Below are 20339 nucleotides of genomic sequence, written 5' to 3' on the forward strand. Positions count from 1 at the left end.
GATAATGCAAAAAAATATATCGAGAAAGGAAATCATGGCGGTAAAGGCTCTGAAATACATAAAGCCGCTGTGGTTGGTGATACAGTGGGAGACCCATTAAAAGATACATCCGGCCCAGCCATGAACATTCTGATTAATGTGATGGCCATCGTTAGCCTGGTTATCGCCCCGCTTCTCTGAACTTACATTTAATAAACTTCACAGAGGCCACATGATGTGGCCTTTTTATTTTCGGGTACAGTATTGAAAAAAGCACTTTCACATCAACAAATTTGGGCCATAGCCGGACCGATGATTCTGGCAAATTTGTCCACACCCATACTTGGCTTAGTTGATACCGCTGTAATGGGCCACCTCAGCTCCCCCATCTATCTTGGTGCTGTCGCACTCGGCAGTATGGTGTTTACCTTTCTGTTCTGGGGATTTGGTTTCCTGCGTATGGTCACAACCGGCCTGACGTCACAGGTCAATGGCCATGGCAGTCAGCAGGAAACGGAGTCCGTGTTAATCCAGTCGGCACTGTTAGCTTCGGGTATCGCGTTGTTGTTACTTTTATTGCAATGGCCGATTGCCAAGATTGCTTTCAGCTTAATTGATGGCAGTGCCGAAGTCTTATTACAGGCCCAGCAGTATTTTTTTGTTCGTATCTGGAGCGCACCAGCCACCTTACTTAATTACGCCATTATGGGTTGGCTGATTGGCATAAGCGCTTCACGATCAGCCTTAGCGATGGCAGTTGTGATTAATATCACCAATATTGTGTTGGATCTGTTGTTTGTGAATGTGCTGGAAATGAAAGCAGATGGTGTGGCTTTAGCCTCAGTTATTGCAGAATTAAGCGGCTTAATATTTGCCCTATTTCTATTAACCCGAAGAGGATTTCAGTGGCAAAGCATTGATATTCGACAGGCAATAAAGCGATTTATAAAAGAGCGACACCAGCTAGCCTTACACGGCAATTTTATGCTGAGAACCTTATGTTTAATTTTCAGTTTTGCCTTTTTCACCAATCAGGGTGCTCAACATGGTGATGTCGTTCTGGCCGCGAATATGGTTTTGCTCAATTTTATTACCTTTATGGCCTATGTCCTGGATGGTTTTGCCAATGCCACCGAAGTGATGACAGGTAAGGCTGTTGGCCGTAAAGACAAAGATATGTTGAAAGCCAGTCTTCTTATGAATGGACAATGGGCGCTAGCGGTCGCCGCTTTATTTAGTCTTGTGTATGGCTTATTTCACCAACAGATTGTCAGTATGCTTACCAATATACCGGCTGTTGCAACATTAGCTGAGCAGTATAGTGTCTGGGTCATTATTGCGCCGTTGCTTGCTGTTTGGTCCTATTTATTTGATGGTTTATTTGTCGGCGCGACACTTGGCAGAGAAATGAGAAATGCCATGCTGTTTTCGGTCTTTGTCTGTTATTTACCCAGTTGGTATTTCTTTCAAGACTATGGAAATCATGGCTTATGGGCAGCCTTGATGGTACTTTTTATTGCCAGAGCCATCTCTCAAGCTGCCTATCTGCCCAGTATATTCCAGCGCATAGCCCTTAAAAAATGATCTATCCGGCTAGCAAATCAAACTTTCGCGGTTGCCCGGTAAATGGGCAAATAAACGCCAGATAATAAGCACTGAGTTGCAGATTTTCTGTGGTTTTACGCTGACCATAAAGTCGGTCACCAATCACTGGAAACCCTAGGCTTGCTGCATGCCGACGGATCTGATGTTTACGGCCTGTTTCAATCGACACATCTAACAAACTCTGTTGTTTGACTGGATCGTACTGCATAAAAACGAAATGGCTACGAGCGTGTCTGCCGTCAATCGGCAGATCAACAGTAATAGGCTTGTCGCTTGTTGCCGCTGCTGAAAACTCGCCTTCCACCCAGATTCGATAGCGCTTATCAATATCTCGTTGTTGAAATAAAGCCGATAATTTTGCTGCTGCCTGTTTTTCATGAGCAATCACAATTAAACCATTAGCGGCCCGATCCAGGCGATGCACGACGAAAGCATTACGTTGAGGTTTGAGTTCTTGCTCGGCCCAGCGAGTGACGGTGCAGTGATCGCCCCATTTCGATCCTTGGGATAATACACCGTAGGGTTTATTCCAGACACTGTAATGGCCAAAGTCGGCCATCAGCTCAGGAGGTGTCATTTCACGTTCTAACACGGCTTTGTCGTAGTAGAGATGCAAGGTTTCACCCGCTTTTAATAAACGCTTGGCTCGGCGCAAGCGTTGTGTTCTTTTACCGACACTGACCCACACTGCTCCCTTAAGCATAATACGTTTTAAATGTTGCTTAGAAAGCGCACAGGCATCAGCTAATAGATCAACGGCATTAGCCCCTGATTTTTCAACAGGTAAATGAATTTCAAAACGATCAGTGTGATAAGACATTTTATGATGGCTGGCTTTGGCGTAGAATTAACGTAGTTTAGAGCCTTGGTGTATGTAATGTTAAGAGATAATCTCAAATTCAGTCTGATTATACTGTCTGCGACCGTTACTGGCACCGCCAGCGCTGATGTGTATAAGTGGGTCGATGAACAGGGACAGGTTCACTACAGTCAGCAAGCTCCCGAATCTGCTCCCGCAGAATTGATCAAAACACCACCGCCACCCTCTGTCGATCCAGCTCAAGCCCAGAGAGAAGTCGATGCCTTGATTGCTCAGCAAAAAGCGGCTGAACAGGAAAAGCAACAAGCACAACAACAGGCAGAGCAAAAAGCAGAACAAGAAGCAGCACTTGAAAAACAATGTCAGGATGCCAAAGACGCACTTACCGCCTATCAAAACCATCCGGGCGGACGATTTTATGATGAAAATGGCAACTTACAACGCATCAAAGAAGAAGATCGTCAACAGAAAATACAAGAATTGAGCAACAATATTAAACAACACTGTCAATAAGGAGAAGCAAAATGCCATACCTTAATATTACGACTAATCAAGAAGTTAAAGATAAAACGCAGTTTATTAAAAAGACCAGTGAAACCGTTGCTAAAGCGTCAGGTAAACCTGAAAGCTATGTCATGATTGTGCTGAATGACAACGCCAATATGTCATTTGGTGGCAGTGATGCGCCTACGGCGATGCTTGATTATCGAGCTCTCGGCTTACCCGGTGATCGTCAGGCCTTCTCGGATACCTTATGTACACTCATCAGTGACAACCTAAAAGTTGAAGGTGGTCGTATCTATATCAGCATGACTGACTCAGAGCGACAAAACTGGGGTTGGAATCACAGTACATTTTAAGTTTTATCCTTAACTCATAGCCTCAGGGCTAACCAATTATCATTACAGGAAAAATAAAAACACATGCGCGCCTCTAACCTGCTTATTTCCACTTTAAAAGAGACACCAGCAGACGCAGAAATTGTCAGCCATCAATTAATGCTCCGTGCCGGCCTTATCCGTCGTCTGGCATCGGGCTTGTATACATGGCTGCCAATGGGACTCAAAGTACTCAGAAAAACAGAAGCGATCGTCCGCGAAGAAATGGATAGAGCTGGCGCGCAGGAAGTATTAATGCCCTCGGTACAACCGGCTGAACTGTGGCAAGAAAGTCAACGTTGGGAGAAATATGGCCCTGAATTATTGCGCATCACTGATCGCCACCAGCGTGAGTTTTGCTATGGACCGACCCATGAAGAAGTGATCACCGATCTGGTACGTCAGGAAATTCGTAGTTACAAACAGTTACCAGTGAATTTTTACCAAATTCAGACCAAATTTCGTGATGAAATTCGCCCACGCTTTGGTTTAATGCGTGCTCGTGAATTCCTGATGAAAGATGCTTATTCATTCCATCTGGATCAAGCTTCTTTACAAGAAACCTATGACAATATGTATGCGACATATTCTCGGATTTTCAGTCGTATCGGTTTGGAGTTCCGCGCTGTTCAGGCAGACACCGGTAGTATTGGTGGTAATGCCTCACATGAGTTTCATGTGTTAGCCAGTTCAGGTGAAGATGCTATCGCCTTTAGTGATAAAAGTGATTACGCTGCCAATGTTGAGTTAGCAGAAGCCTTAGCACCACAAGGTGAACGTGCAGCAGCCAGTGAAACTATGACCGTGGTTGAAACACCCGCAAAACACACTATTGACGATGTCAGTCAGTATCTCAACAAACCAGCTTCACAATGTCTGAAAACCTTATTGGTAGAAGGTGTCGAAGAAGGTTCTGTGGTTGCATTGGTTGTTCGCGGTGATCACGAGCTTAATGAGATTAAAGCTGAAAAACACCCTCTGGTAGCCGCGCCACTCACCTTTGTTACAGCAGAAAAAGTACTTGAAATCAGCCATGCTAATATCGGTTCGGTAGGCCCTGTTGGTTTAACTATTCCTGTCATCGTTGATCATGCTGCCGCTTTTGTCAGCGACTTTGTTTGCGGCGCTAATCAGGATGACAAACATTTAACCGGCGTAAACTGGGGCCGTGATTTACCTGAACCAGAAACCGCAGATTTGCGTAAAGTTATGGCAGGCGATCCTAGTCCAGATGGTCAAGGCCATTTAGAAATCGCCCGGGGTATTGAAGTCGGGCATATCTTCCAGCTTGGCGAAAATTACAGCAGCAAATTAAATGCGGTTGTGTTGACAGAATCCGGCAAATCACAAATCGTGACTATGGGTTGTTATGGTATTGGTGTATCCCGTGTTGTTGCCGCAGCCATTGAGCAAAATCATGATGATCGCGGCATTATATGGCCGGAGTCGATTGCACCTTATCAAGTCGTGTTAGTGCCTGTTAACGCTCACAAATCAGTAAGAGTTAAAGAAAAAGCTGAAGAGGTCTACCAACAACTGCTTGCAGCAGGTGTGGATGTGTTACTTGATGACCGAGGTTTACGTCCTGGTGTTGCCTTTGCTGATATGGAACTGATTGGTATTCCACACCGCTTAATCCTGGGTGAACGCGGTCTGGATAATGGCATGATTGAATACAAAAACCGTCGTAGCGGTGATGGCGAAGAGTTTGCGATTGATGATGTGGTCAATATCATCAAACAAAAATTGAGCTGAGGTTTAATGCATGACGACAGTCATTAAAGAGACTGACTTTATCGATAGTATTGCAGATGCCCTGCAATTCATTGCCTGTTATCATCCAAAGGATTTTATTCAGGCAATGAGCGCGGCTTATGAGCGTGAGCAATCCGTCGCTGCAAAAGATGCTATTGCACAAATTCTGGTGAACTCCAGAATGTGTGCAGAAAATAACCGTCCTATCTGTCAGGACACCGGCATTGTTAATGTCTTTGTCAAAGTGGGTATGGATGTGCAGTGGCAGACCACAAAAAGTCTGAATGACATGGTCAATGAAGGCGTCCGTCGTGCTTATCTTCACCCTGACAACGTTTTACGAGCCTCCATTGTGTCTGACCCTATTGGTCTACGCAAAAATACTGGAGATAACACCCCAGCGGTTATTCATACCGAAATAGTCATGGGTGATACCGTTGAAGTCTTAATTGCAGCCAAAGGTGGTGGCTCAGAAAACAAAGCCAAATTCACCATTCTGAATCCAAGTGACAATCTGGTTGATTGGGTATTAAAAACGGTGCCGACCATGGGGGCTGGCTGGTGCCCGCCGGGCATGTTAGGTATTGGTATTGGTGGTACAGCAGAAAAAGCGATGCTGATGGCCAAAGAGTCATTAATGCATCCTATCGATATACAAGAATTAATCGATCGCGGTGCCGAAACGGCCACAGAGAAACTTCGTGTTGAACTCTATGAAAAAGTCAATCAGCTGGGTATTGGTGCCCAAGGCTTGGGTGGTTTAACCACTGTTCTGGATGTCAAAATCAGTGATTACCCAACACATGCTGCTTCATTACCTGTCGCCATGATTCCAAATTGTGCCGCCAGCCGTCATATTCATTTTAGTTTAGACGGAACAGGGCCGGCAGAATTTGAGCCCCCCTCCATGGATGACTGGCCAGATATTACCTGGGAAGCCGCAGAGAATACCCGCCATGTTAATTTGGATGATATAACCGCTAAAGACATAGCGGAATGGCAACCCGGAGAAACGCTGTTATTGTCAGGGCATTTATTAACAGGACGTGATGCTGCGCACAAAAAAATCGCTGATTTACTGAATAATGGTGAATCTCTGCCAGAAGGACTCGATTTTAATAACCGCTTTATCTACTACGTCGGTCCAGTTGATCCGGTTCAAGGTGAAGTTGTTGGCCCTGCAGGTCCGACAACCGCGACCCGAATGGATAAATTTACCGATATGATGCTTGAAAAGACAGGTTTATTAGGCATGATTGGTAAAGCTGAGCGTGGAGATGAAACTATTGCCTCCATCAAAAAACATCACTCGGTCTATCTGATTGCCATCGGTGGTGCAGCGTATTTAGTTTCAAAAGCGATTAAGTCATCACGGATGGTGGCATTTGAAGAACTGGGAATGGAAGCCATTCGTGAGTTTTACGTAGAAAATATGCCGGTTACTGTGGCAGTAGATAGTGAAGGTCATTCGGTACACAAAACAGGTCCGAGTGAATGGAAAATTAAAATTGCCGATATACCGATAAACAAGAATTGATATTACATTCAAAGAGAGCCTAGTTATGATGATTGCATTACCTTTACACCTGTTAGCCGCCGTTATTTGGGTGGGAGGTATGTTTTTCGCTTATACCGCTCTTCGGCCTGCAGCAGTTGAATTACTGACGCAAGAACAACGTCTGCCTTTATGGGCTGGTGTATTAAAAACCTTTTTCAACTGGGTATGGCTTTCTATCATCACCTTGCTTGTCACTGGCGGTTGGATGATTCCTTTATTAGGCGGTATGGGCGGCGTTGATGGTGTCGGTATTCATGTACATATTATGTTACTTATCGGCATTTTTATGATGCTCATTTTTATGCATGTGTTTTTTAACCCTTTCAAAAAGCTTAAATGGGCTGTAGCCGAACATGACTGGATTGCCGCAGGCACGGCATTAACTCAAATACGCAAACTGGTTCTGCTTAATCTGATCTTAGGCATTATTACTATTCTGATAGCCAGCTCTGGACGTTACTGGTTAAGTTAATCATGAATACGCTGATGAAATGGTGTTTGCTCAGTCTGACAGTGGTGCATAGTCAGCTGGCTCCGGCAGATACCATTCAGCGTATTCAAAACCCGGATGGTTCCGTTGAGTTCAGTAATGTCAGGCAAGCCACATCGCAAACTGTCATATACAAATCACAAACAGGTGAAGGATTTGTTTTTTCAGATCAAAAACCTGCCCATGGTCATTTCGAAATTTTAAAATACAGCTGTTATGCCTGTAATCCCTCATCAAAAATCAACTGGCATACCATTAAACTGGATTTTTCATCCTATGCTGACGAAGTAAAACGTTATGCCAAGAAATATAACGTGGATGCCGCTTTGGTAAGAGCCGTTATTCATGCGGAATCAGCGTTCAATCAAAAAGCTATTTCCAGAACTGGCGCTCAGGGCTTGATGCAATTAATGCCAGGTACAGCCAAAGAGTTAGGTGTGGATAAGCCTTTTAATGTCGAACAAAACATAGAAGGCGGTGTTAAATATCTGGCTGAGCTGCTATCTTTGTTCAAGGGCAATACTCGCCTTGCCACAGCTGCTTATAATGCAGGACCCAATGCCGTGAAAAAATATAACGATGTTCCCCCTTACTCAGAGACAAAAGTTTATGTAGAACGTGTGAGCATTTTGCATCAACGTTATCAACATGAAAGTTAGAAAAACCAAAAAATGGTTGGCTGAAAACGACCATTTAATCCACGCCACTATGCAGAAAGTGTCTTCTCATGTTCAGCGTGAAGAAGGTGAATGGGTGTTGAATACGGTGACGATAGAAGGCCAGGACGTTCCCTATAAATACAAGCGCCAACGCCGTTATAAATCACTAAAAGGCGCGCGGGTAGATATCGTTTATTACCCGGATAAAGAAGTCATTGCCCGTATGACTTTCGAGTATATGAAAGTCGTCAAGATTTCTCTATCCTGACACCGGAACACGCAGCGTCATCACCCCGTTACGCTGGGTGATATCCAGATGTTTCATAAAACTCATCCCCAATAAAACCACTCCATCCGCCATATGTGGATTGATACTGGCATCGACATGATTCAAGGTAATACCACCAAGACGCACCGCATCGACATCAGTCTGAAATACCGGCACAACACCATTAGCAGTTGACACCATGGAGGTGGGCCCTTTTTTCAATCCAGCCGCCTCAGCAATGGCAGCAGGAATACTGACATTGGTGGCACCAGTATCCAGCAGGAAATTCACCGGATGGCCGTTAATATAACCTGGTGCCAGATAATGACCGTCACGATTACGTTTTAAGGTCACCTCACCCGTGCCAGAATTTGCTGTCATTAATGCTTGATTGGGGTTATCGCGCTGCTGAATATAGCCATTAAAGAATAAGGTGAGTGATCCCATTAAAAACAACCAGAATAATATCGTTACGATATTTCCAGAAAACAATTTTGATATATCAGGTGCACTCATACCCTGCTTTTCCCCCTATGTTTATCACCATAGTATAAACAACCATGACAATCTGGCTAATGCTTGATATGGTGGCGCCATCTTAATAATTCAATTAGAGGTGTGTCATTAATACGATCAGTATCCTCGGCAGTGGTTGGTTAGGTTTGAGATTAGCAAGACATTTGCGCTCAGCTAATACCCATATCAAACTCTCAACGCGCCAAGCAGCAAAACAATCAATATTGAGAGATGAAGGGTTTGACGCCTACCAGATTGACATTGAAGCACCTGCCGATTTTAGTCAGTTTCTGGACGCTGACACGTTAATTATTAATATCACTAATAAAAATAAAGCCGCATTTGAGCAGTTCATCAATCAGATTGAAAACAATCCCATCAAACAGGTGTTATTTATCAGCTCCAGTTCGGTTTACCAGAACACCAATGACTGGGTCAAAGAAGAGCATCAGTTTGAAAATGAGGATAGCATTCTGTGGCAAATAGAATCGCTGTTTAAACAATCTTCGTCCTTTGTCACCAGCATTATTCGTTTCAGTGGATTAATCGGACCAGAACGCCATCCAGGCCGTTTTTTCAGACATGGGAAACAGGTTCAGCAGGCGGATGCTCCCGTTAACTTAATTCACCTTGATGACTGCATAGGCATTATTGAGCAAGTATTGAAACAACGTGTCTGGGGAGAAGTTCTTAATGGTTGTGCAGACACGCATCCAAGCAAAAAAGTCTTTTATGCACATGCTGCTGCATTATTAAAGCAGCCGCTACCAGGCTTTAATCAGGATGACTCCCTATCCTACAAAATCGTTAGTAACGATAAAGCCAAATCATTACTGTCCTATCAATTTCAGTATCCAGATTTAATGGCCATTCCCGCTAACGCTTATGAATAATGATTTATGCCCCTGTCTCAGCCAGCTTTCTTATAGTGAGTGCTGTGAACCTCTCCATAAAAAACAACAAGGCGCGGAAAATGCTGAGCAATTGATGCGCTCGCGATATAGTGCTTTTTATTTAGCTGAGGTGGACTATTTAATCGCCACCCTGCATCCATCAAAACGACGTTCAGATGAGCGAGAACTTCTGCAGAGCACGATCAATAACACGCAGTGGTTAGGGCTGAACGTACTGGATCATCAACAAAAAAATGAATTGGCCGAAGTGGAGTTCGTGGCGTTTTATCAGGATAATCCCGTGGGTCAGTTACACGAACGCTCACGGTTTACCTGTGAAAGTGGTGAATGGTTCTACCATGATGGGATTCTTCTGCCCGCCATCAAACTGGGCAGAAACGATCCCTGTTTCTGCGGCAGTGGAAAAAAACTAAAACGTTGTCACGGTTAATTATCACCCAGATAACGTTTTCTTTTAGCGGGTGTTAATTTATCTAAATCCACCATCACCAGACCATCAATACAATGGCCAAAATCAGCGTCGATATTAAAATCGATGAAGCGTACGCCCCCCTCTTCACAGACATCCGCATACTGTTTATATAGGGTGGGGACCGTCACATTCATATGGGTAAGCTGCTCACGCATCGCAGTAAAATCAGCCTCGGCATCGGTACCGCAATAGGTTTGCAGTACTTGTTGTTGCAAACTCCGATCAGTGATGTAGGGATTTTTCGCTATTGCTAAATGTTGGTCATCAGGGAAATAGTGCTGATAATAAGAAACGATTAATGCCTTAGCGAAATCAGGATAGCTGTTTGACAAACTCACAGGCCCAAACAGGTAGCGAATATCAGGGTATCGTTTCAGATAAGCACCAATGCCATACCATAAGTAATCCAGGCTACGTCGCCCCCAATATTTCGGGCTGACAAAACTTCTGCCCAGCTCAATGCCCTTTTCAAAAAAAGGCTGCATCGCATCGTGATCGTAGGTAAATAGCTCCTGACTATAAATTCCCCGGCTGCCGGCTTGTGAAAGAATGTTGTTAACTTCACCAATTCGGTATGCGCCAGCAATTTCTAATTCGTTTTCATCCCAAAGAATCAGATGCCGGTAATCGCGATCATAACGGTCGATATCGCGTCTTTTACCTGTGCCCTCACCTACCTGTCTAAACGTAAACTCGCGTAAGCGACCAACCTCATGCATCACAGCTGAGTCAGGTTGATAGTCAAACAAATAAATTTTTTTATTATCGGCTGTCTGACCTAATAATTCGGCCGTGTGTAACTCACGTTTGATATTGCGCCTGTCCTGGGGGTGAGCGATGGTTTGTTCTGTGACAAATAACGGTTTTTTGCCTTTTGCCATACGATAAAGATGGCGACGTAATAGTTTAGCCTTTTCTGCTTTCACCAATGGCAGTTGGTCAACTTGTTTATAAGGAATAGGCTCGCCAACACGCATGGTGATGTTCTTTGAGTTTTTATTAAACATCTCATGCGCCAGCATCATGCCAGAAAGCGGCTTATAGACCATCGATGCACTGTAAAACAACGAAGAATTTCTGGCACCGACATAAATGGGCAAGATAGGGGAATTGGTTTTCTTGGCAAAATTCAAGAACCCCGTATTCCATTTACCATCACGCACACCGCTCGGACGAATACGAGACACTTCTCCGGCAGGAAAAACAATCACCGCTTCTTCATTATTCAGGCAATCAATAATGCGGGAAATACTGCTTTTTCGAGTCGATTTAGATAGATTATCTACGGGCAAAAATAAAGAATCGACCGCATTAAAATTCATCAGCATATCGTTAGCAACGATTTTTACATCACGGCGGACTTCACCCACTAATTTTAATAGTGACAAGCCGTCCAGAGCACCAAGGGGATGATTTGCGACAATCACTACGCGTCCCGTTGCGGGAATATTATTGCGATCACGGTGACTGATGCTGTAACTGAAGTTGAAATAATCCAGCACCTGTTCGATAAAATCGAAGCCTTTTAAATCCTGATGCAAGTCCAGGAAACGATTTACTTCTTGCTCATGGGTAATCTTACGCAAAAAACTAATCGTCGATTTTTTTATCCATGGACGAGAATGTTCGAATTTAGGAAATTTTTGTTGAACAGCTTGTTCGATATTGAGCATGTTTTCTCTCTATGCTTGCAGATAGCATGCAAGCATAGAGAGAAGATGTGACAGTGTTATAACGTTTTAATGACGTTTTTGTGACGATTAATGATCGTCAGCGTGGGAGAAGTATAAGGCTAAGGAGATGAGACCAATACCGGCAGCCAGAGCCAGCAAATCAAGAGGTCCATGGAAGTCCATACTGATAGCATGTTCGAAAAAGTTAACGATCAGAATCATCAGAACAACACGACCTAACCGCGCTTTTAAATCATCTAAACTATGGATAGCTAATACTTTTGAGTTCTCACTCTGTTCTGCTTCTTCAATTTTGCTGATAAACAGCTCATACAAACCAAGGGAGAAGATAAATAAAACCGTGGCTAATAGATAACCATCAATCACTTCAACCACATGTGTCACGGTTTCAGCACGAAAGTCTTGCCGTGCTTCACCAATGAGATCAGGCGACATATAAAGCCCCAGATGGGTGACTAAATAATACACATCAACGGTTGCCATATAGAACATTGCTAATGCAGTTATCAGGCTGGCGATAACCGCCGTCAGAACAACAAAGCGGCTGTTCCAGAGCGCTTTCTCAAACAATCTTTCCATGGGAATTTAAACTCGTGTGTTTCTATGCAGCCTGAACAGGAATGGCGTGACGCATATGCGTAATATCGTTGTTTTCATCAAGATAAACCAAAGTAGGTTTGAAGTTCTCGACTTCTTTGGCATCCAGTGTGGCAAATGCACAAATGATTAAACGATCACCCGGAGAAGCTTTGTGCGCAGCGGCACCATTGACAGAAATAATATTTGAGCCATCCTCAGCGCGGATCGCATAAGTGGTAAAGCGTTCGCCATTAGCGACGTTATAAATCTGGATTTGCTCATATTCGTGAATACCGGCCGCTTCCAGTAACTTTCCATCAATTGCACACGAGCCCTCGTATTCCAGTTCGGAATGAGTCACGCAAGCACGATGTAATTTTGCTTTTAAAAAGGTCAGTTGCATAGCCAGAATGTTCTTATGAAATAGCTCAATATTATCGCTTTTTAAGAAAAATCAGGCAAGGTCACAAGCAATATTATCTATTAGCCTGACACTGCCAAGCCGTGCAGCAGCAAGAATGCGAAGCTGTTTGTCGTCAGCATTGGCCGATTCTAAATCTTCTGCGCGGCGAATATCGACGTACTCAGGTTCTAAACCTGCTTCTTGTAATTGCTGTTTTGCTTGTTTGCACAGCAGAGAAAAATCGGTCTCGCCCTGCTCTTCAATCGCGTGTTTAGTGGCGAGCAGTGTTTTATATAAAGATGGCGCCTGCACTAACTGTTTCTGAGTTAATAAGGTGTTTCTGGAACTCATGGCCAGTCCACTATCCTGCCGTTTTGTGGGTACGCCAATCACATCTACCGTTAAGTTCAAATCTGCGACCAGCTTTTTGATTAACATCAATTGCTGATAATCTTTCTCGCCAAAAATCGCAATATCCGGCTGAACCATATTGAAAAGTTTTGTCACAACGGTTGCCACACCATCAAAATGTCCAGGGCGACCTTTACCGCATAATTTATCATCAAACCCAGGCACAATGACTTTTGTCAGTGACGCCATACCATTCGGATAGATCATCTCTTCTGTCGGCGTAAAAATAAGCTCACAATCCAGCTCGCTCAGCAATTGAACATCGTCATTCAATGTGCGCGGGTAATTCGTCAAATCCTCTTTATCATTGAACTGCAACGGGTTAACAAAAATACTCACCACAACCCGGTCGGCCAGTTCACGTGCTTTTTGTACCAGCGACAGATGTCCCTCATGCAGATTTCCCATCGTCGGAACAAAAGCAATCACTTCATTTTGCTGTCGCCAGCTTTTAATACGTGTTTTTAATGCACTTAGGTTTTCTGCAATCGCCATTAGAATTGCTGCTCCGCATTTGGAAACTCACCAGATTTCACTGATTTCACATAAGTGGCAATGGCCGATTGTATTGAGCCTGTATCAGCTAAAAAGTCATGACTGAAGCGGGGACGTTTTCCAGGCGTTAATCCCAGCATGTCATATACCACCAGCACTTGACCATCACAGTCACTGCCTGCACCAATACCGATAACAGGAATATCCAATTGTTTACTGACTACCGCACCTAATGTCGCCGGTACACATTCTAAGACCAACATATCCGCTCCAGCTTCTTGCAGACTGATAGCATCGGCAATCAATTCTTCAGCCGCCGCTGTCTCACGCCCCTGCACAATATACCCACCTAAGCGGTGAACTGATTGAGGTAATAAGCCCAGGTGTCCACAAACAGGGATGCCCCGCGCAGTGAGTTGTTTCACTGTATCAATGATGACCGCCCCACCTTCAAGTTTGACCATCTGCGCGCCACCTTCAGCCATCAGTCGGGCGGCGTTTTTGATAGCTTGGTCTGGATTGGCATAACTCATAAATGGCATATCAGCAATAACAAATAATTTATCGCTGCCACGGATTACATTGGCTGTGTGATAAATAATATCGTCAACACTCACAGGAACAGTACTTTCCTGGCCCTGGATCACCATGCCCAGCGAATCACCTACCAGCAAAACATCTACACCGGCTTGCTCAAGCGCATAACTGAAACTGGCATCATATGCAGTCAGAACAGCGATTTTTTCCTGCGCCACTTTCATTTGACGCAGATGTTTAAGGCTAATACGGCTCATGATTATTTCTTCTCTGAGACGGGCAAAGGATTGTAATAATGACGACCACTCTGAATGCTACAAATCTGTTCGAGTAACTGCAGGTAGTCCTGATCACCGTTCACCAAATCGATCTGCTCCGCGTTGACAATTAAAAGGGGTGACGCATCGTAATAATGGAAAAAATCGGCATAAGTATCGGCTAAACGTTTTAGATAACCTTCTTCTACATGTTGTTCATAACTAATGCCACGCTGAGCAATACGCGATTTTAGTACGGGTAAAGAGGCTTGTAGATAGATGACTAAATCAGGCGTTCTATGATGCAAAGTCAAATTATCATATACCATATTGTATAAAGCTAACTCATCGTCATCCAGGGAAATTTGAGCAAATAATTTGTCCTTTTCCACCATAAAATCAGCGATATGCAAATCATTGAATAAATCATCCTGATTTAACGATTTACCTAGCTTGACCCGCTGCATTAAAAAACTCAACTGTGTGGGTAATGCAGACTGTTTTGGATAAAGATAAAACTTTTCCAAAAACGGATTTTGTTCAGGCTGCTCAAGTAAAACCGAACCAGAAAAACTCTCGGCCAAACGTTTCACTAAATGGGTTTTACCCACGCCGATGGGGCCTTCAACCACAATATAACGATGTGTTAGCGAGTGATTCATTGTTTATGCATTTCCACTTTTCTCAATCCATCCAAAGGACAATCTTGCTTTATCGTTGCTAAATCACCTTTACCAGGGATAGTGATATCAGCAGCAATTTCAGCTAATGGGTACACCACAAAAGCACGTTCTGTTAAGCCAGGATGCGGGACTTTTAATCGTTCATCATCGATCATCAGATTAGAATAAAGCAAAATATCCAGATCCAGCGTACGTTCACCCCAATGTCGCTTTTTTATTCTTCCGTGCTTTTGTTCAAGTTTTTGCAGGTTATCAAGCAATACATGCGGCGGCAATCCTGTTTCCACCTCGACAACAGCATTCACATAATCAGGCTGATCCTGGGGTCCCATTGGCGGGCTATGATAAAGCGATGATTGTTTGATTAGACGCGTGTTGTCGATTTTTTTTATATCATCAATCGCTGTCAAAATTTGCGTTTGCGGGTTGTCTAAATTACTTCCCAATCCGATAAACACCTGCATTAATTCTGTTCCGTTTTTTTTGCTGCTGGTCGTCTTCGACGTCGACGGCGGGGCTTTTTTACACTGCTCTCTTTACCCAGCGAATCAATCATTGCCTGCTGCTGAGTGGCTGTTTCAGCCTGAAATTTTGTCCACCAATCGACAGGTTCGTTCAACGGTTCACCAGACTCTGCACGTAATGCTAAAAAGTCATATCCAGCGCGAAACTTTGGATGTAATAAGGTTCTGTATGCTCTTTTCCCCTGACGCTTCAATAATCGGGGCTGTAAAGTCCATATATCACGCGTTACCAGACTATAACGCTTTGGAATAGCAACACGTTGGATCTGCTCACCAATAATTTCTGACGACGCTCGCTGCATCGCTGGAATTTCTGGCATACCGTTTGTCATCAGCAATAAGGTTCGTTGTCTCACCGGTTCCCATAAAATCGCTGCGAATAAAAATGCTGGTGTAACCGGTTTATCAGCAGCAATACGGATATCTGTGTTCTCTAATGCTTTCATCAGCATTGTTCTTGGATAGCCGTCTTGCTCTTCATGTAATAAAGCAGCTGTTTGAGGGTACAGATGTTCAAACAGGCCGTAATGACAAAGTAAATCATGTGTCATCGCCGCTTGGCCGCTCAGATATAGTTTGAGTGTTTCATCAAACAATCGTGCCGGAGGGATATCTCTAATCAAATGTGCCCAGTCAAAGATGCCCTGTTCCGTCTGTTTATCCAGTTTTAGACCCAGCTTAGCCAAAAAGCGGCAGGCCCTTAACATGCGTACAGGATCTTCCCGATAACGTGTTTCCACGTCACCAATTAAACGGATAAGGCCAGCATTAAGATCAGCCATGCCACCGGTATAATCAATAATAGAGAAGTCTTTAATATTGTAATAAAGGGCATTAATCGTAAAGTCGCGACGCCAGGCATCCTGCTCTAAAGTGCCGTAAACATTGTCCTGCATGATGCGACCTTGGGTATCAACATGCTGTTTAGCTTCAGGGGGAGCTCTGAATGTGGCAACTTCAATGACCTCGCGTCCAAACCTGACATGCACCAGTTTGAAACGTCTGCCAATCAGTTGGCTACGTTTAAACAATTTATGTACTTGCTCAGGAGAAGCATTCGTGGCGACATCAAAGTCTTTTGGCTCATAGCCAAGTAATAAATCACGAACACAACCACCCACCAGGTAAGCCTCATAACCCGCCTCTTTCAAGGTATACAATACCTTGAGCGCATGTTGGCTAATCTGTTTACGCGAAATTGTGTGTTCGCTACGAGGGATAATTAACGGTTCGCGCCCTTGTTGTGGATCTTGACCGCTTTTGCCTCTCACCAATTTGTTGAAGATTTTATTTAACGACAGCATAAGCTTTGAATAATACCATGCTCATTAGCATTTCTATGATTTATATCATCGAACATCATGATAATAAGGCAGCCTGGACAGGACCAAAAGAACGTCTATGAATATCGGTTACCCCCAAACTGAGAAGGGCTTGTTGATGCTGCTTGGTTGGATAACCTTTATGTTTGGCAAAACCATAACCAGGATACACATTATCCAGTGCCACCATTTCCTGATCCCGTGCGACTTTAGCTAAGATTGAAGCGGCAGCAATGGCAGGCTCAGATTGATCACCCTTGATAATCGTTGTTACCGGACAATTGAGTTTGGGTGCATGGATACCATCAACAAGCACATGTTCAGGTGAAATTGATAAGGCTTCAACGGCTCTTTTCATCGCCAACAAACTCGCCTGTAGGATATTTAGCTCATCAATTTCTTCTGGTTCAGCTCTGCCCATAGCCCATGCCAGAGCATGCTTTTGAATCAGTGGCACCAAAAATTCTCTTCGTTTTTCAGTGAGCTTTTTTGAGTCTGCCAAGCCTGCTATAGGGTTTTGTGGGTCAAGAATGACTGCAGCCGTCACCACCGGACCCGCCAGAGGACCACGCCCAACCTCATCCACTCCAGCCACGTAAATGGTCTCTATCATGACGATTTAGCATCAATAAACGAGATAACTGCTTTTGCTGCATTCTCAGCGCCACCGGAAGGCCCTAACGCCTTAAGCACTTGTTGCTGAACAGATTCAGCGTTTTGTTTAGCATCCGCGGCTGTTAAGAAATACAGCAATCGGGGGGCTAGTTCTGAAACGGAAACCTGCTTTTGTAATAATTCGGTGACCACATTTTCTCCAGTCACAATATTACACAAGCCGACATAGGGAATTTTCACTAGTCGTTTAAGTATGTGATAAGTCAACGGTGCAACTCGATAAGTAATTAAATGCGGAATACCCAACAAGGCAATTTCCAGCGTCACCGTACCCGACGCTGCAACAATCGCATTACAACTACGAACGACATCATAAAACTCACCGGAAATGACTTTCACTTTTACCGCTGTTTGTGACAAAAATGGCTCTATCAATGCCCGGTCTAATCCTGGCGCCAAAGGTAAAATAACCTGTATAGAACTGTCACGTTGTTGAATATGTTCAGCTGTCGCTAACATTACTGGTAATAAAGCCTCAACTTCACTACGACGACTGCCGGGAAACAAACCCAATACCGGCGCATTTTCATCAAGTGAAAAGTGAGACTTTGCTTGTGCAGAGGTCAAGTCTGAGTGCACGGCATCGACTAAGGGATGACCAACGCATTTTACCGGCACACTCGCTTTTTCATAGAGCGTCTGTTCAAAGGGAAATAAAACCAACATCAAATCGACATAACGTTTTATCGCTTTAATCCGGCCGGCACGCCATGCCCATATTTTAGGGCTAATGTAGTAAATAACCGGGATACTCAGTTCATGAGCCTTTTTAGCCAGTTTTAGATTAAACCCCGGGTAATCGACTAAAATTAGTGCATCAGGTTTGTTTGAGGCTAAATGCTCAACAGTTTTATCAAAAATAGCTTTGATATGCGCATAACGTTTAATGACTTCCACAAGCCCCATAACAGCCAACTCAGCGAAATCAGTAACAATCTCAACACCGGCATCGCGCATGGTGTCGCCACCAATGCCAGAAACAACAATATCAGGCCTTTGTTGTTTTAAGGCCTTTAACATTCGGCCTGCATGAGCATCGCCAGATGCCTCGCCCGCCACGACAAATAATTCAGGCATGCTTATTCAGTCTCATCAGCTTCCAGATAACCGGCTAATTCAAGACCGAAGCCTGAGACACCCGTTAATTTTGTCGGCGTGCCCATCACTCGCATTTTTTTAACGCCCAATGCAGACAGAATTTGTGCTCCGACACCAAACGTACGTAAATCCCAACCACTTTTAACGGGCAAAGGACTCTCATCACGGTCTTCCCGTTCATAACGTGCAATTTTGGCTGCTAATTGTTTATTCTGTGCTGGCAAGCGCAACACAACCAAAACGCCTTTTCCAGCTTGTTGTATTTTTTTCAATACTTGTGGAACTGGCCAATGTGTGGGTTCTCTGACTGAACCTAAAATATCACTGAGTGGATCGGCCATGTGTACACGTACGATAGTTTCCTCATCAGGTTGAATATCACCATACGTTAACGCCAGATGCACTTGTGAGTTGACTGAGTCTTGAAAGCTGAAAAGCTGGAAGTCGCCGTATTCTGTAGGAAACTGACATTGAGATAACTTTTCGACGGTCATTTCATTTTCGAGTCGATAACTTATCAGGTCAGCAATCGTCCCGATTTTCAGATCATGTGTTTGGGCAAAAGTCTCCAAGTCTGGACGTCTGGCCATACTGCCATCATCATTTAAGATTTCGACAATCACCGCCGCTGGAGACAATCCGGCAAGCTGAGCTAAATCGCACCCAGCTTCCGTATGACCCGCACGTGTTAACACACCACCCGGTTGTGCTTTTAATGGGAAAATATGGCCTGGTTGAACCAAATCTTCTGGGCGTGAATCAGGATCAACGGCGACTTGCACGGTCAACGCTCGATCGGCCGCTGAAATACCAGTGGTCACCCCTGCTGCGGCTTCGATTGACACAGTAAAATTGGTTGAGTATGGCGTCTGGTTATCACTTACCATCAGTGGTAAACGTAATTCACGACAACGATTTTCCGTTAGTGTCAGACAAATCAGACCACGCCCAAACCGTGCCATAAAATTAATCGCTTCTGGCGTCACTTTTTCTGCGGCCATTATGAGGTCACCCTCATTTTCACGATCTTCATCATCCATGATGATAACCATTTTTCCTTGTCTCAGATCCTCGATAATTTCTTCTGTGCTATTAAGTTGCATATTAGGTGTATAACCGTGTTTTACAGTGTTTCGTTGACAAAACCTGACGACTGGCCAGGTAATAAACGTTCTAAATAGCGGGCAATCAAATCAACTTCTAAATTGACCATAGTGCCAACGTTGTATTCTTTAATGATCGTTTCCTGCATCGTATGAGGAATGATATTGATGTCAAACCAGCCTGGTCCAACTTGGTTGACGGTCAGACTCACTCCATCAATCGTAATAGAGCCCTTTTCAGCAACATAACGTTCCAGATTAGCTGGCACTTCAATACGAAACTGAACTGATCGTGCTGATGGTGTCAGTTGTAACACCTTACCTAAACCATCGACATGGCCGCTGACCATGTGTCCACCAAGCCGGTCACCAACAGCCAGCGCTTTTTCAAGATTGACAGAAGACCCAGCCGCAATTTGGGAAAGGGCTGTACGCTCAAGGCTTTCTTTGGAAACATCAAAACTGACGTGAGCTTCATCCAGCTCAACCACTGTCAGACAAACACCATTAATCGCAATACTATCCCCGAGAGAAACATCAGACAGGTCTAATTTCTGGGTCGCCACTTTTAGTCTCATATCACCACCACTTGGAGTGACGGAAGTAACCTGACCAATAGCCGCTATGATACCGGTAAACATGAA

The 20339-nt window shown here is 44.1% G+C and carries 25 protein-coding genes; 11 read left to right on the plus strand and 14 right to left on the minus strand.

Features of this window, described 5'->3' with window-relative positions:
- Positions 1-180 (plus strand): sodium/proton-translocating pyrophosphatase (locus B2248_RS14550; protein ID WP_286723323.1); only part of this gene is annotated, 180 nt, incomplete at its 5' end.
- Between the two features lie 36 nt (positions 181-216).
- Positions 217-1563 carry an MATE family efflux transporter gene (locus B2248_RS14555; protein WP_273179513.1) on the plus strand — a complete coding sequence of 449 codons (1347 nt, stop codon included), beginning with the start codon at positions 217-219 and terminating at the stop codon, positions 1561-1563.
- 1 nt (position 1564) lies between these two features.
- On the opposite strand, the gene B2248_RS14560 is transcribed toward B2248_RS14555, so the two are convergent.
- The gene (locus B2248_RS14560; RefSeq protein WP_007144734.1) at positions 1565-2404 is read right to left on the minus strand and encodes an RluA family pseudouridine synthase; all 840 of its coding nucleotides are present in this window, start codon (positions 2402-2404) and stop codon (positions 1565-1567) included.
- A 57-nt stretch (positions 2405-2461) separates the two neighbouring features.
- Here B2248_RS14560 and B2248_RS14565 point away from each other — a divergent pair, with 57 nt between their 5' ends.
- The 7 genes from B2248_RS14565 (at position 2462) to B2248_RS14595 (ending at position 8012) form a co-directional block, all read left to right on the plus strand.
- The gene (locus B2248_RS14565; RefSeq protein WP_007144733.1) at positions 2462-2917 is read left to right on the plus strand and encodes a DUF4124 domain-containing protein; all 456 of its coding nucleotides are present in this window, start codon (positions 2462-2464) and stop codon (positions 2915-2917) included.
- An 11-nt stretch (positions 2918-2928) separates the two neighbouring features.
- Positions 2929-3264, plus strand: a complete 336-nt coding sequence (locus B2248_RS14570) for a phenylpyruvate tautomerase MIF-related protein (RefSeq protein WP_273179514.1) — start codon at positions 2929-2931, stop codon at positions 3262-3264.
- 63 nt (positions 3265-3327) lie between these two features.
- Entirely contained in the window at positions 3328-5037 is a 1710-nt protein-coding gene (locus tag B2248_RS14575; protein WP_273179515.1) for a proline--tRNA ligase, read from the plus strand.
- A 10-nt stretch (positions 5038-5047) separates the two neighbouring features.
- Positions 5048-6574 carry a fumarate hydratase gene (locus B2248_RS14580; RefSeq protein ID WP_273179516.1) on the plus strand — a complete coding sequence of 509 codons (1527 nt, stop codon included), beginning with the start codon at positions 5048-5050 and terminating at the stop codon, positions 6572-6574.
- A 25-nt stretch (positions 6575-6599) separates the two neighbouring features.
- Positions 6600-7067 (plus strand): CopD family protein, encoded by a 468-nt coding sequence (locus B2248_RS14585; protein WP_273179518.1) that lies wholly within the window; start codon positions 6600-6602, stop codon positions 7065-7067.
- A gap of 2 nt (positions 7068-7069) precedes the next feature.
- The gene (locus tag B2248_RS14590; protein ID WP_273179520.1) at positions 7070-7744 is read left to right on the plus strand and encodes a lytic transglycosylase domain-containing protein; all 675 of its coding nucleotides are present in this window, start codon (positions 7070-7072) and stop codon (positions 7742-7744) included.
- The gene (locus B2248_RS14595; protein ID WP_007144727.1) at positions 7734-8012 is read left to right on the plus strand and encodes a hypothetical protein; all 279 of its coding nucleotides are present in this window, start codon (positions 7734-7736) and stop codon (positions 8010-8012) included. The genes B2248_RS14590 and B2248_RS14595 overlap by 11 nt, the downstream gene beginning before the upstream one ends.
- On the opposite strand, the gene B2248_RS14600 is transcribed toward B2248_RS14595, so the two are convergent.
- Entirely contained in the window at positions 8004-8528 is a 525-nt protein-coding gene (locus B2248_RS14600; protein ID WP_273179527.1) for a retropepsin-like aspartic protease family protein, read from the minus strand. The genes B2248_RS14595 and B2248_RS14600 overlap by 9 nt on opposite strands.
- A gap of 122 nt (positions 8529-8650) precedes the next feature.
- Here B2248_RS14600 and B2248_RS14605 point away from each other — a divergent pair, with 122 nt between their 5' ends.
- Together B2248_RS14605 and B2248_RS14610 are read left to right on the plus strand one after the other, a co-directional pair.
- Complete coding sequence (locus tag B2248_RS14605) at positions 8651-9421, plus strand: NAD(P)H-binding protein (RefSeq protein WP_273179580.1); 771 nt, start codon at positions 8651-8653, stop codon at positions 9419-9421.
- Positions 9414-9872, plus strand: coding sequence for a YchJ family protein (locus B2248_RS14610; protein ID WP_273179529.1), 459 nt, complete (start codon positions 9414-9416; stop codon positions 9870-9872). Before B2248_RS14605 ends, B2248_RS14610 begins: the two co-directional genes overlap by 8 nt.
- Here the strand turns inward: B2248_RS14610 and B2248_RS14615 are convergent.
- From B2248_RS14615 to B2248_RS14670, 12 genes are all read right to left on the minus strand, one after another.
- Positions 9869-11587, minus strand: coding sequence for a lysophospholipid acyltransferase family protein (locus B2248_RS14615; RefSeq protein ID WP_273179531.1), 1719 nt, complete (start codon positions 11585-11587; stop codon positions 9869-9871). The genes B2248_RS14610 and B2248_RS14615 overlap by 4 nt on opposite strands.
- 87 nt (positions 11588-11674) lie before the next feature.
- Positions 11675-12187 carry a YqhA family protein gene (locus tag B2248_RS14620; protein ID WP_273179534.1) on the minus strand — a complete coding sequence of 171 codons (513 nt, stop codon included), beginning with the start codon at positions 12185-12187 and terminating at the stop codon, positions 11675-11677.
- Between the two features lie 22 nt (positions 12188-12209).
- Positions 12210-12590 carry an aspartate 1-decarboxylase gene (panD, locus tag B2248_RS14625; RefSeq protein ID WP_273179536.1) on the minus strand — a complete coding sequence of 127 codons (381 nt, stop codon included), beginning with the start codon at positions 12588-12590 and terminating at the stop codon, positions 12210-12212.
- A gap of 51 nt (positions 12591-12641) precedes the next feature.
- A complete protein-coding gene (gene panC / locus B2248_RS14630; RefSeq protein ID WP_273179538.1) occupies positions 12642-13496 on the minus strand; it encodes a pantoate--beta-alanine ligase in 855 nt (284 codons plus the stop codon).
- Positions 13496-14290 (minus strand): 3-methyl-2-oxobutanoate hydroxymethyltransferase, encoded by a 795-nt coding sequence (gene panB / locus B2248_RS14635; protein WP_273179541.1) that lies wholly within the window; start codon positions 14288-14290, stop codon positions 13496-13498. Before panB ends, panC begins: the two co-directional genes overlap by 1 nt.
- Before the next feature lie 2 nt (positions 14291-14292).
- Positions 14293-14952: a deoxynucleoside kinase gene (locus B2248_RS14640; protein ID WP_007144718.1), complete on the minus strand. Its 660-nt coding sequence runs from the start codon at positions 14950-14952 to the stop codon at positions 14293-14295.
- Positions 14949-15437: a 2-amino-4-hydroxy-6-hydroxymethyldihydropteridine diphosphokinase gene (gene folK, locus B2248_RS14645; protein ID WP_273179544.1), complete on the minus strand. Its 489-nt coding sequence runs from the start codon at positions 15435-15437 to the stop codon at positions 14949-14951. The genes B2248_RS14640 and folK overlap by 4 nt, the downstream gene beginning before the upstream one ends.
- Positions 15437-16801, minus strand: a complete 1365-nt coding sequence (gene pcnB, locus B2248_RS14650; RefSeq protein ID WP_273179546.1) for a polynucleotide adenylyltransferase PcnB — start codon at positions 16799-16801, stop codon at positions 15437-15439. Before pcnB ends, folK begins: the two co-directional genes overlap by 1 nt.
- Before the next feature lie 55 nt (positions 16802-16856).
- On the minus strand, positions 16857-17432 hold the full coding sequence (rnhB, locus tag B2248_RS14655; RefSeq protein WP_007144715.1) for a ribonuclease HII: 576 nt from the start codon (positions 17430-17432) through the stop codon (positions 16857-16859).
- Positions 17429-18571 carry a lipid-A-disaccharide synthase gene (gene lpxB, locus B2248_RS14660; protein WP_273179549.1) on the minus strand — a complete coding sequence of 381 codons (1143 nt, stop codon included), beginning with the start codon at positions 18569-18571 and terminating at the stop codon, positions 17429-17431. Before lpxB ends, rnhB begins: the two co-directional genes overlap by 4 nt.
- 2 nt (positions 18572-18573) lie before the next feature.
- On the minus strand, positions 18574-19695 hold the full coding sequence (gene ribBA, locus B2248_RS14665; RefSeq protein WP_273179551.1) for a bifunctional 3,4-dihydroxy-2-butanone-4-phosphate synthase/GTP cyclohydrolase II: 1122 nt from the start codon (positions 19693-19695) through the stop codon (positions 18574-18576).
- 20 nt (positions 19696-19715) lie between these two features.
- Complete coding sequence (locus B2248_RS14670; RefSeq protein WP_273179553.1) at positions 19716-20336, minus strand: riboflavin synthase; 621 nt, start codon at positions 20334-20336, stop codon at positions 19716-19718.
- Positions 20337-20339: the final 3 nt, after the last annotated feature.

It is taken from the genome of Methylophaga sp. UBA2012 (assembly GCF_002335235.1).
GTDB lineage: Bacteria > Pseudomonadota > Gammaproteobacteria > Nitrosococcales > Methylophagaceae > Methylophaga > Methylophaga thalassica.

Excerpts from the sequence above, each read along its gene's own strand:
- B2248_RS14560 (WP_007144734.1), bottom strand. The coding sequence starts at position 2,404 with ATGTCTTATCACACTGATCGTTTTGAAATTCATTTACCTGTTGAAAAA.
- B2248_RS14565 (WP_007144733.1), top strand. The coding sequence starts at position 2,462 with ATGTTAAGAGATAATCTCAAATTCAGTCTGATTATACTGTCTGCGACC.
- B2248_RS14570 (WP_273179514.1), top strand. The coding sequence starts at position 2,929 with ATGCCATACCTTAATATTACGACTAATCAAGAAGTTAAAGATAAAACG.
- B2248_RS14575 (WP_273179515.1), top strand. The coding sequence starts at position 3,328 with ATGCGCGCCTCTAACCTGCTTATTTCCACTTTAAAAGAGACACCAGCA.
- B2248_RS14580 (WP_273179516.1), top strand. The coding sequence starts at position 5,048 with ATGACGACAGTCATTAAAGAGACTGACTTTATCGATAGTATTGCAGAT.
- B2248_RS14585 (WP_273179518.1), top strand. The coding sequence starts at position 6,600 with ATGATGATTGCATTACCTTTACACCTGTTAGCCGCCGTTATTTGGGTG.
- B2248_RS14590 (WP_273179520.1), top strand. The coding sequence starts at position 7,070 with ATGAATACGCTGATGAAATGGTGTTTGCTCAGTCTGACAGTGGTGCAT.
- B2248_RS14595 (WP_007144727.1), top strand. The coding sequence starts at position 7,734 with ATGAAAGTTAGAAAAACCAAAAAATGGTTGGCTGAAAACGACCATTTA.
- B2248_RS14600 (WP_273179527.1), bottom strand. The coding sequence starts at position 8,528 with ATGAGTGCACCTGATATATCAAAATTGTTTTCTGGAAATATCGTAACG.
- B2248_RS14610 (WP_273179529.1), top strand. The coding sequence starts at position 9,414 with ATGAATAATGATTTATGCCCCTGTCTCAGCCAGCTTTCTTATAGTGAG.
- B2248_RS14615 (WP_273179531.1), bottom strand. The coding sequence starts at position 11,587 with ATGCTCAATATCGAACAAGCTGTTCAACAAAAATTTCCTAAATTCGAA.
- B2248_RS14620 (WP_273179534.1), bottom strand. The coding sequence starts at position 12,187 with ATGGAAAGATTGTTTGAGAAAGCGCTCTGGAACAGCCGCTTTGTTGTT.
- panD (WP_273179536.1), bottom strand. The coding sequence starts at position 12,590 with ATGCAACTGACCTTTTTAAAAGCAAAATTACATCGTGCTTGCGTGACT.
- panC (WP_273179538.1), bottom strand. The coding sequence starts at position 13,496 with ATGGCGATTGCAGAAAACCTAAGTGCATTAAAAACACGTATTAAAAGC.
- panB (WP_273179541.1), bottom strand. The coding sequence starts at position 14,290 with ATGAGCCGTATTAGCCTTAAACATCTGCGTCAAATGAAAGTGGCGCAG.
- B2248_RS14640 (WP_007144718.1), bottom strand. The coding sequence starts at position 14,952 with ATGAATCACTCGCTAACACATCGTTATATTGTGGTTGAAGGCCCCATC.
- folK (WP_273179544.1), bottom strand. The coding sequence starts at position 15,437 with ATGCAGGTGTTTATCGGATTGGGAAGTAATTTAGACAACCCGCAAACG.
- pcnB (WP_273179546.1), bottom strand. The coding sequence starts at position 16,801 with ATGCTGTCGTTAAATAAAATCTTCAACAAATTGGTGAGAGGCAAAAGC.
- rnhB (WP_007144715.1), bottom strand. The coding sequence starts at position 17,432 with ATGATAGAGACCATTTACGTGGCTGGAGTGGATGAGGTTGGGCGTGGT.
- lpxB (WP_273179549.1), bottom strand. The coding sequence starts at position 18,571 with ATGCCTGAATTATTTGTCGTGGCGGGCGAGGCATCTGGCGATGCTCAT.
- ribBA (WP_273179551.1), bottom strand. The coding sequence starts at position 19,695 with ATGCAACTTAATAGCACAGAAGAAATTATCGAGGATCTGAGACAAGGA.
- B2248_RS14670 (WP_273179553.1), bottom strand. The coding sequence starts at position 20,336 with ATGTTTACCGGTATCATAGCGGCTATTGGTCAGGTTACTTCCGTCACT.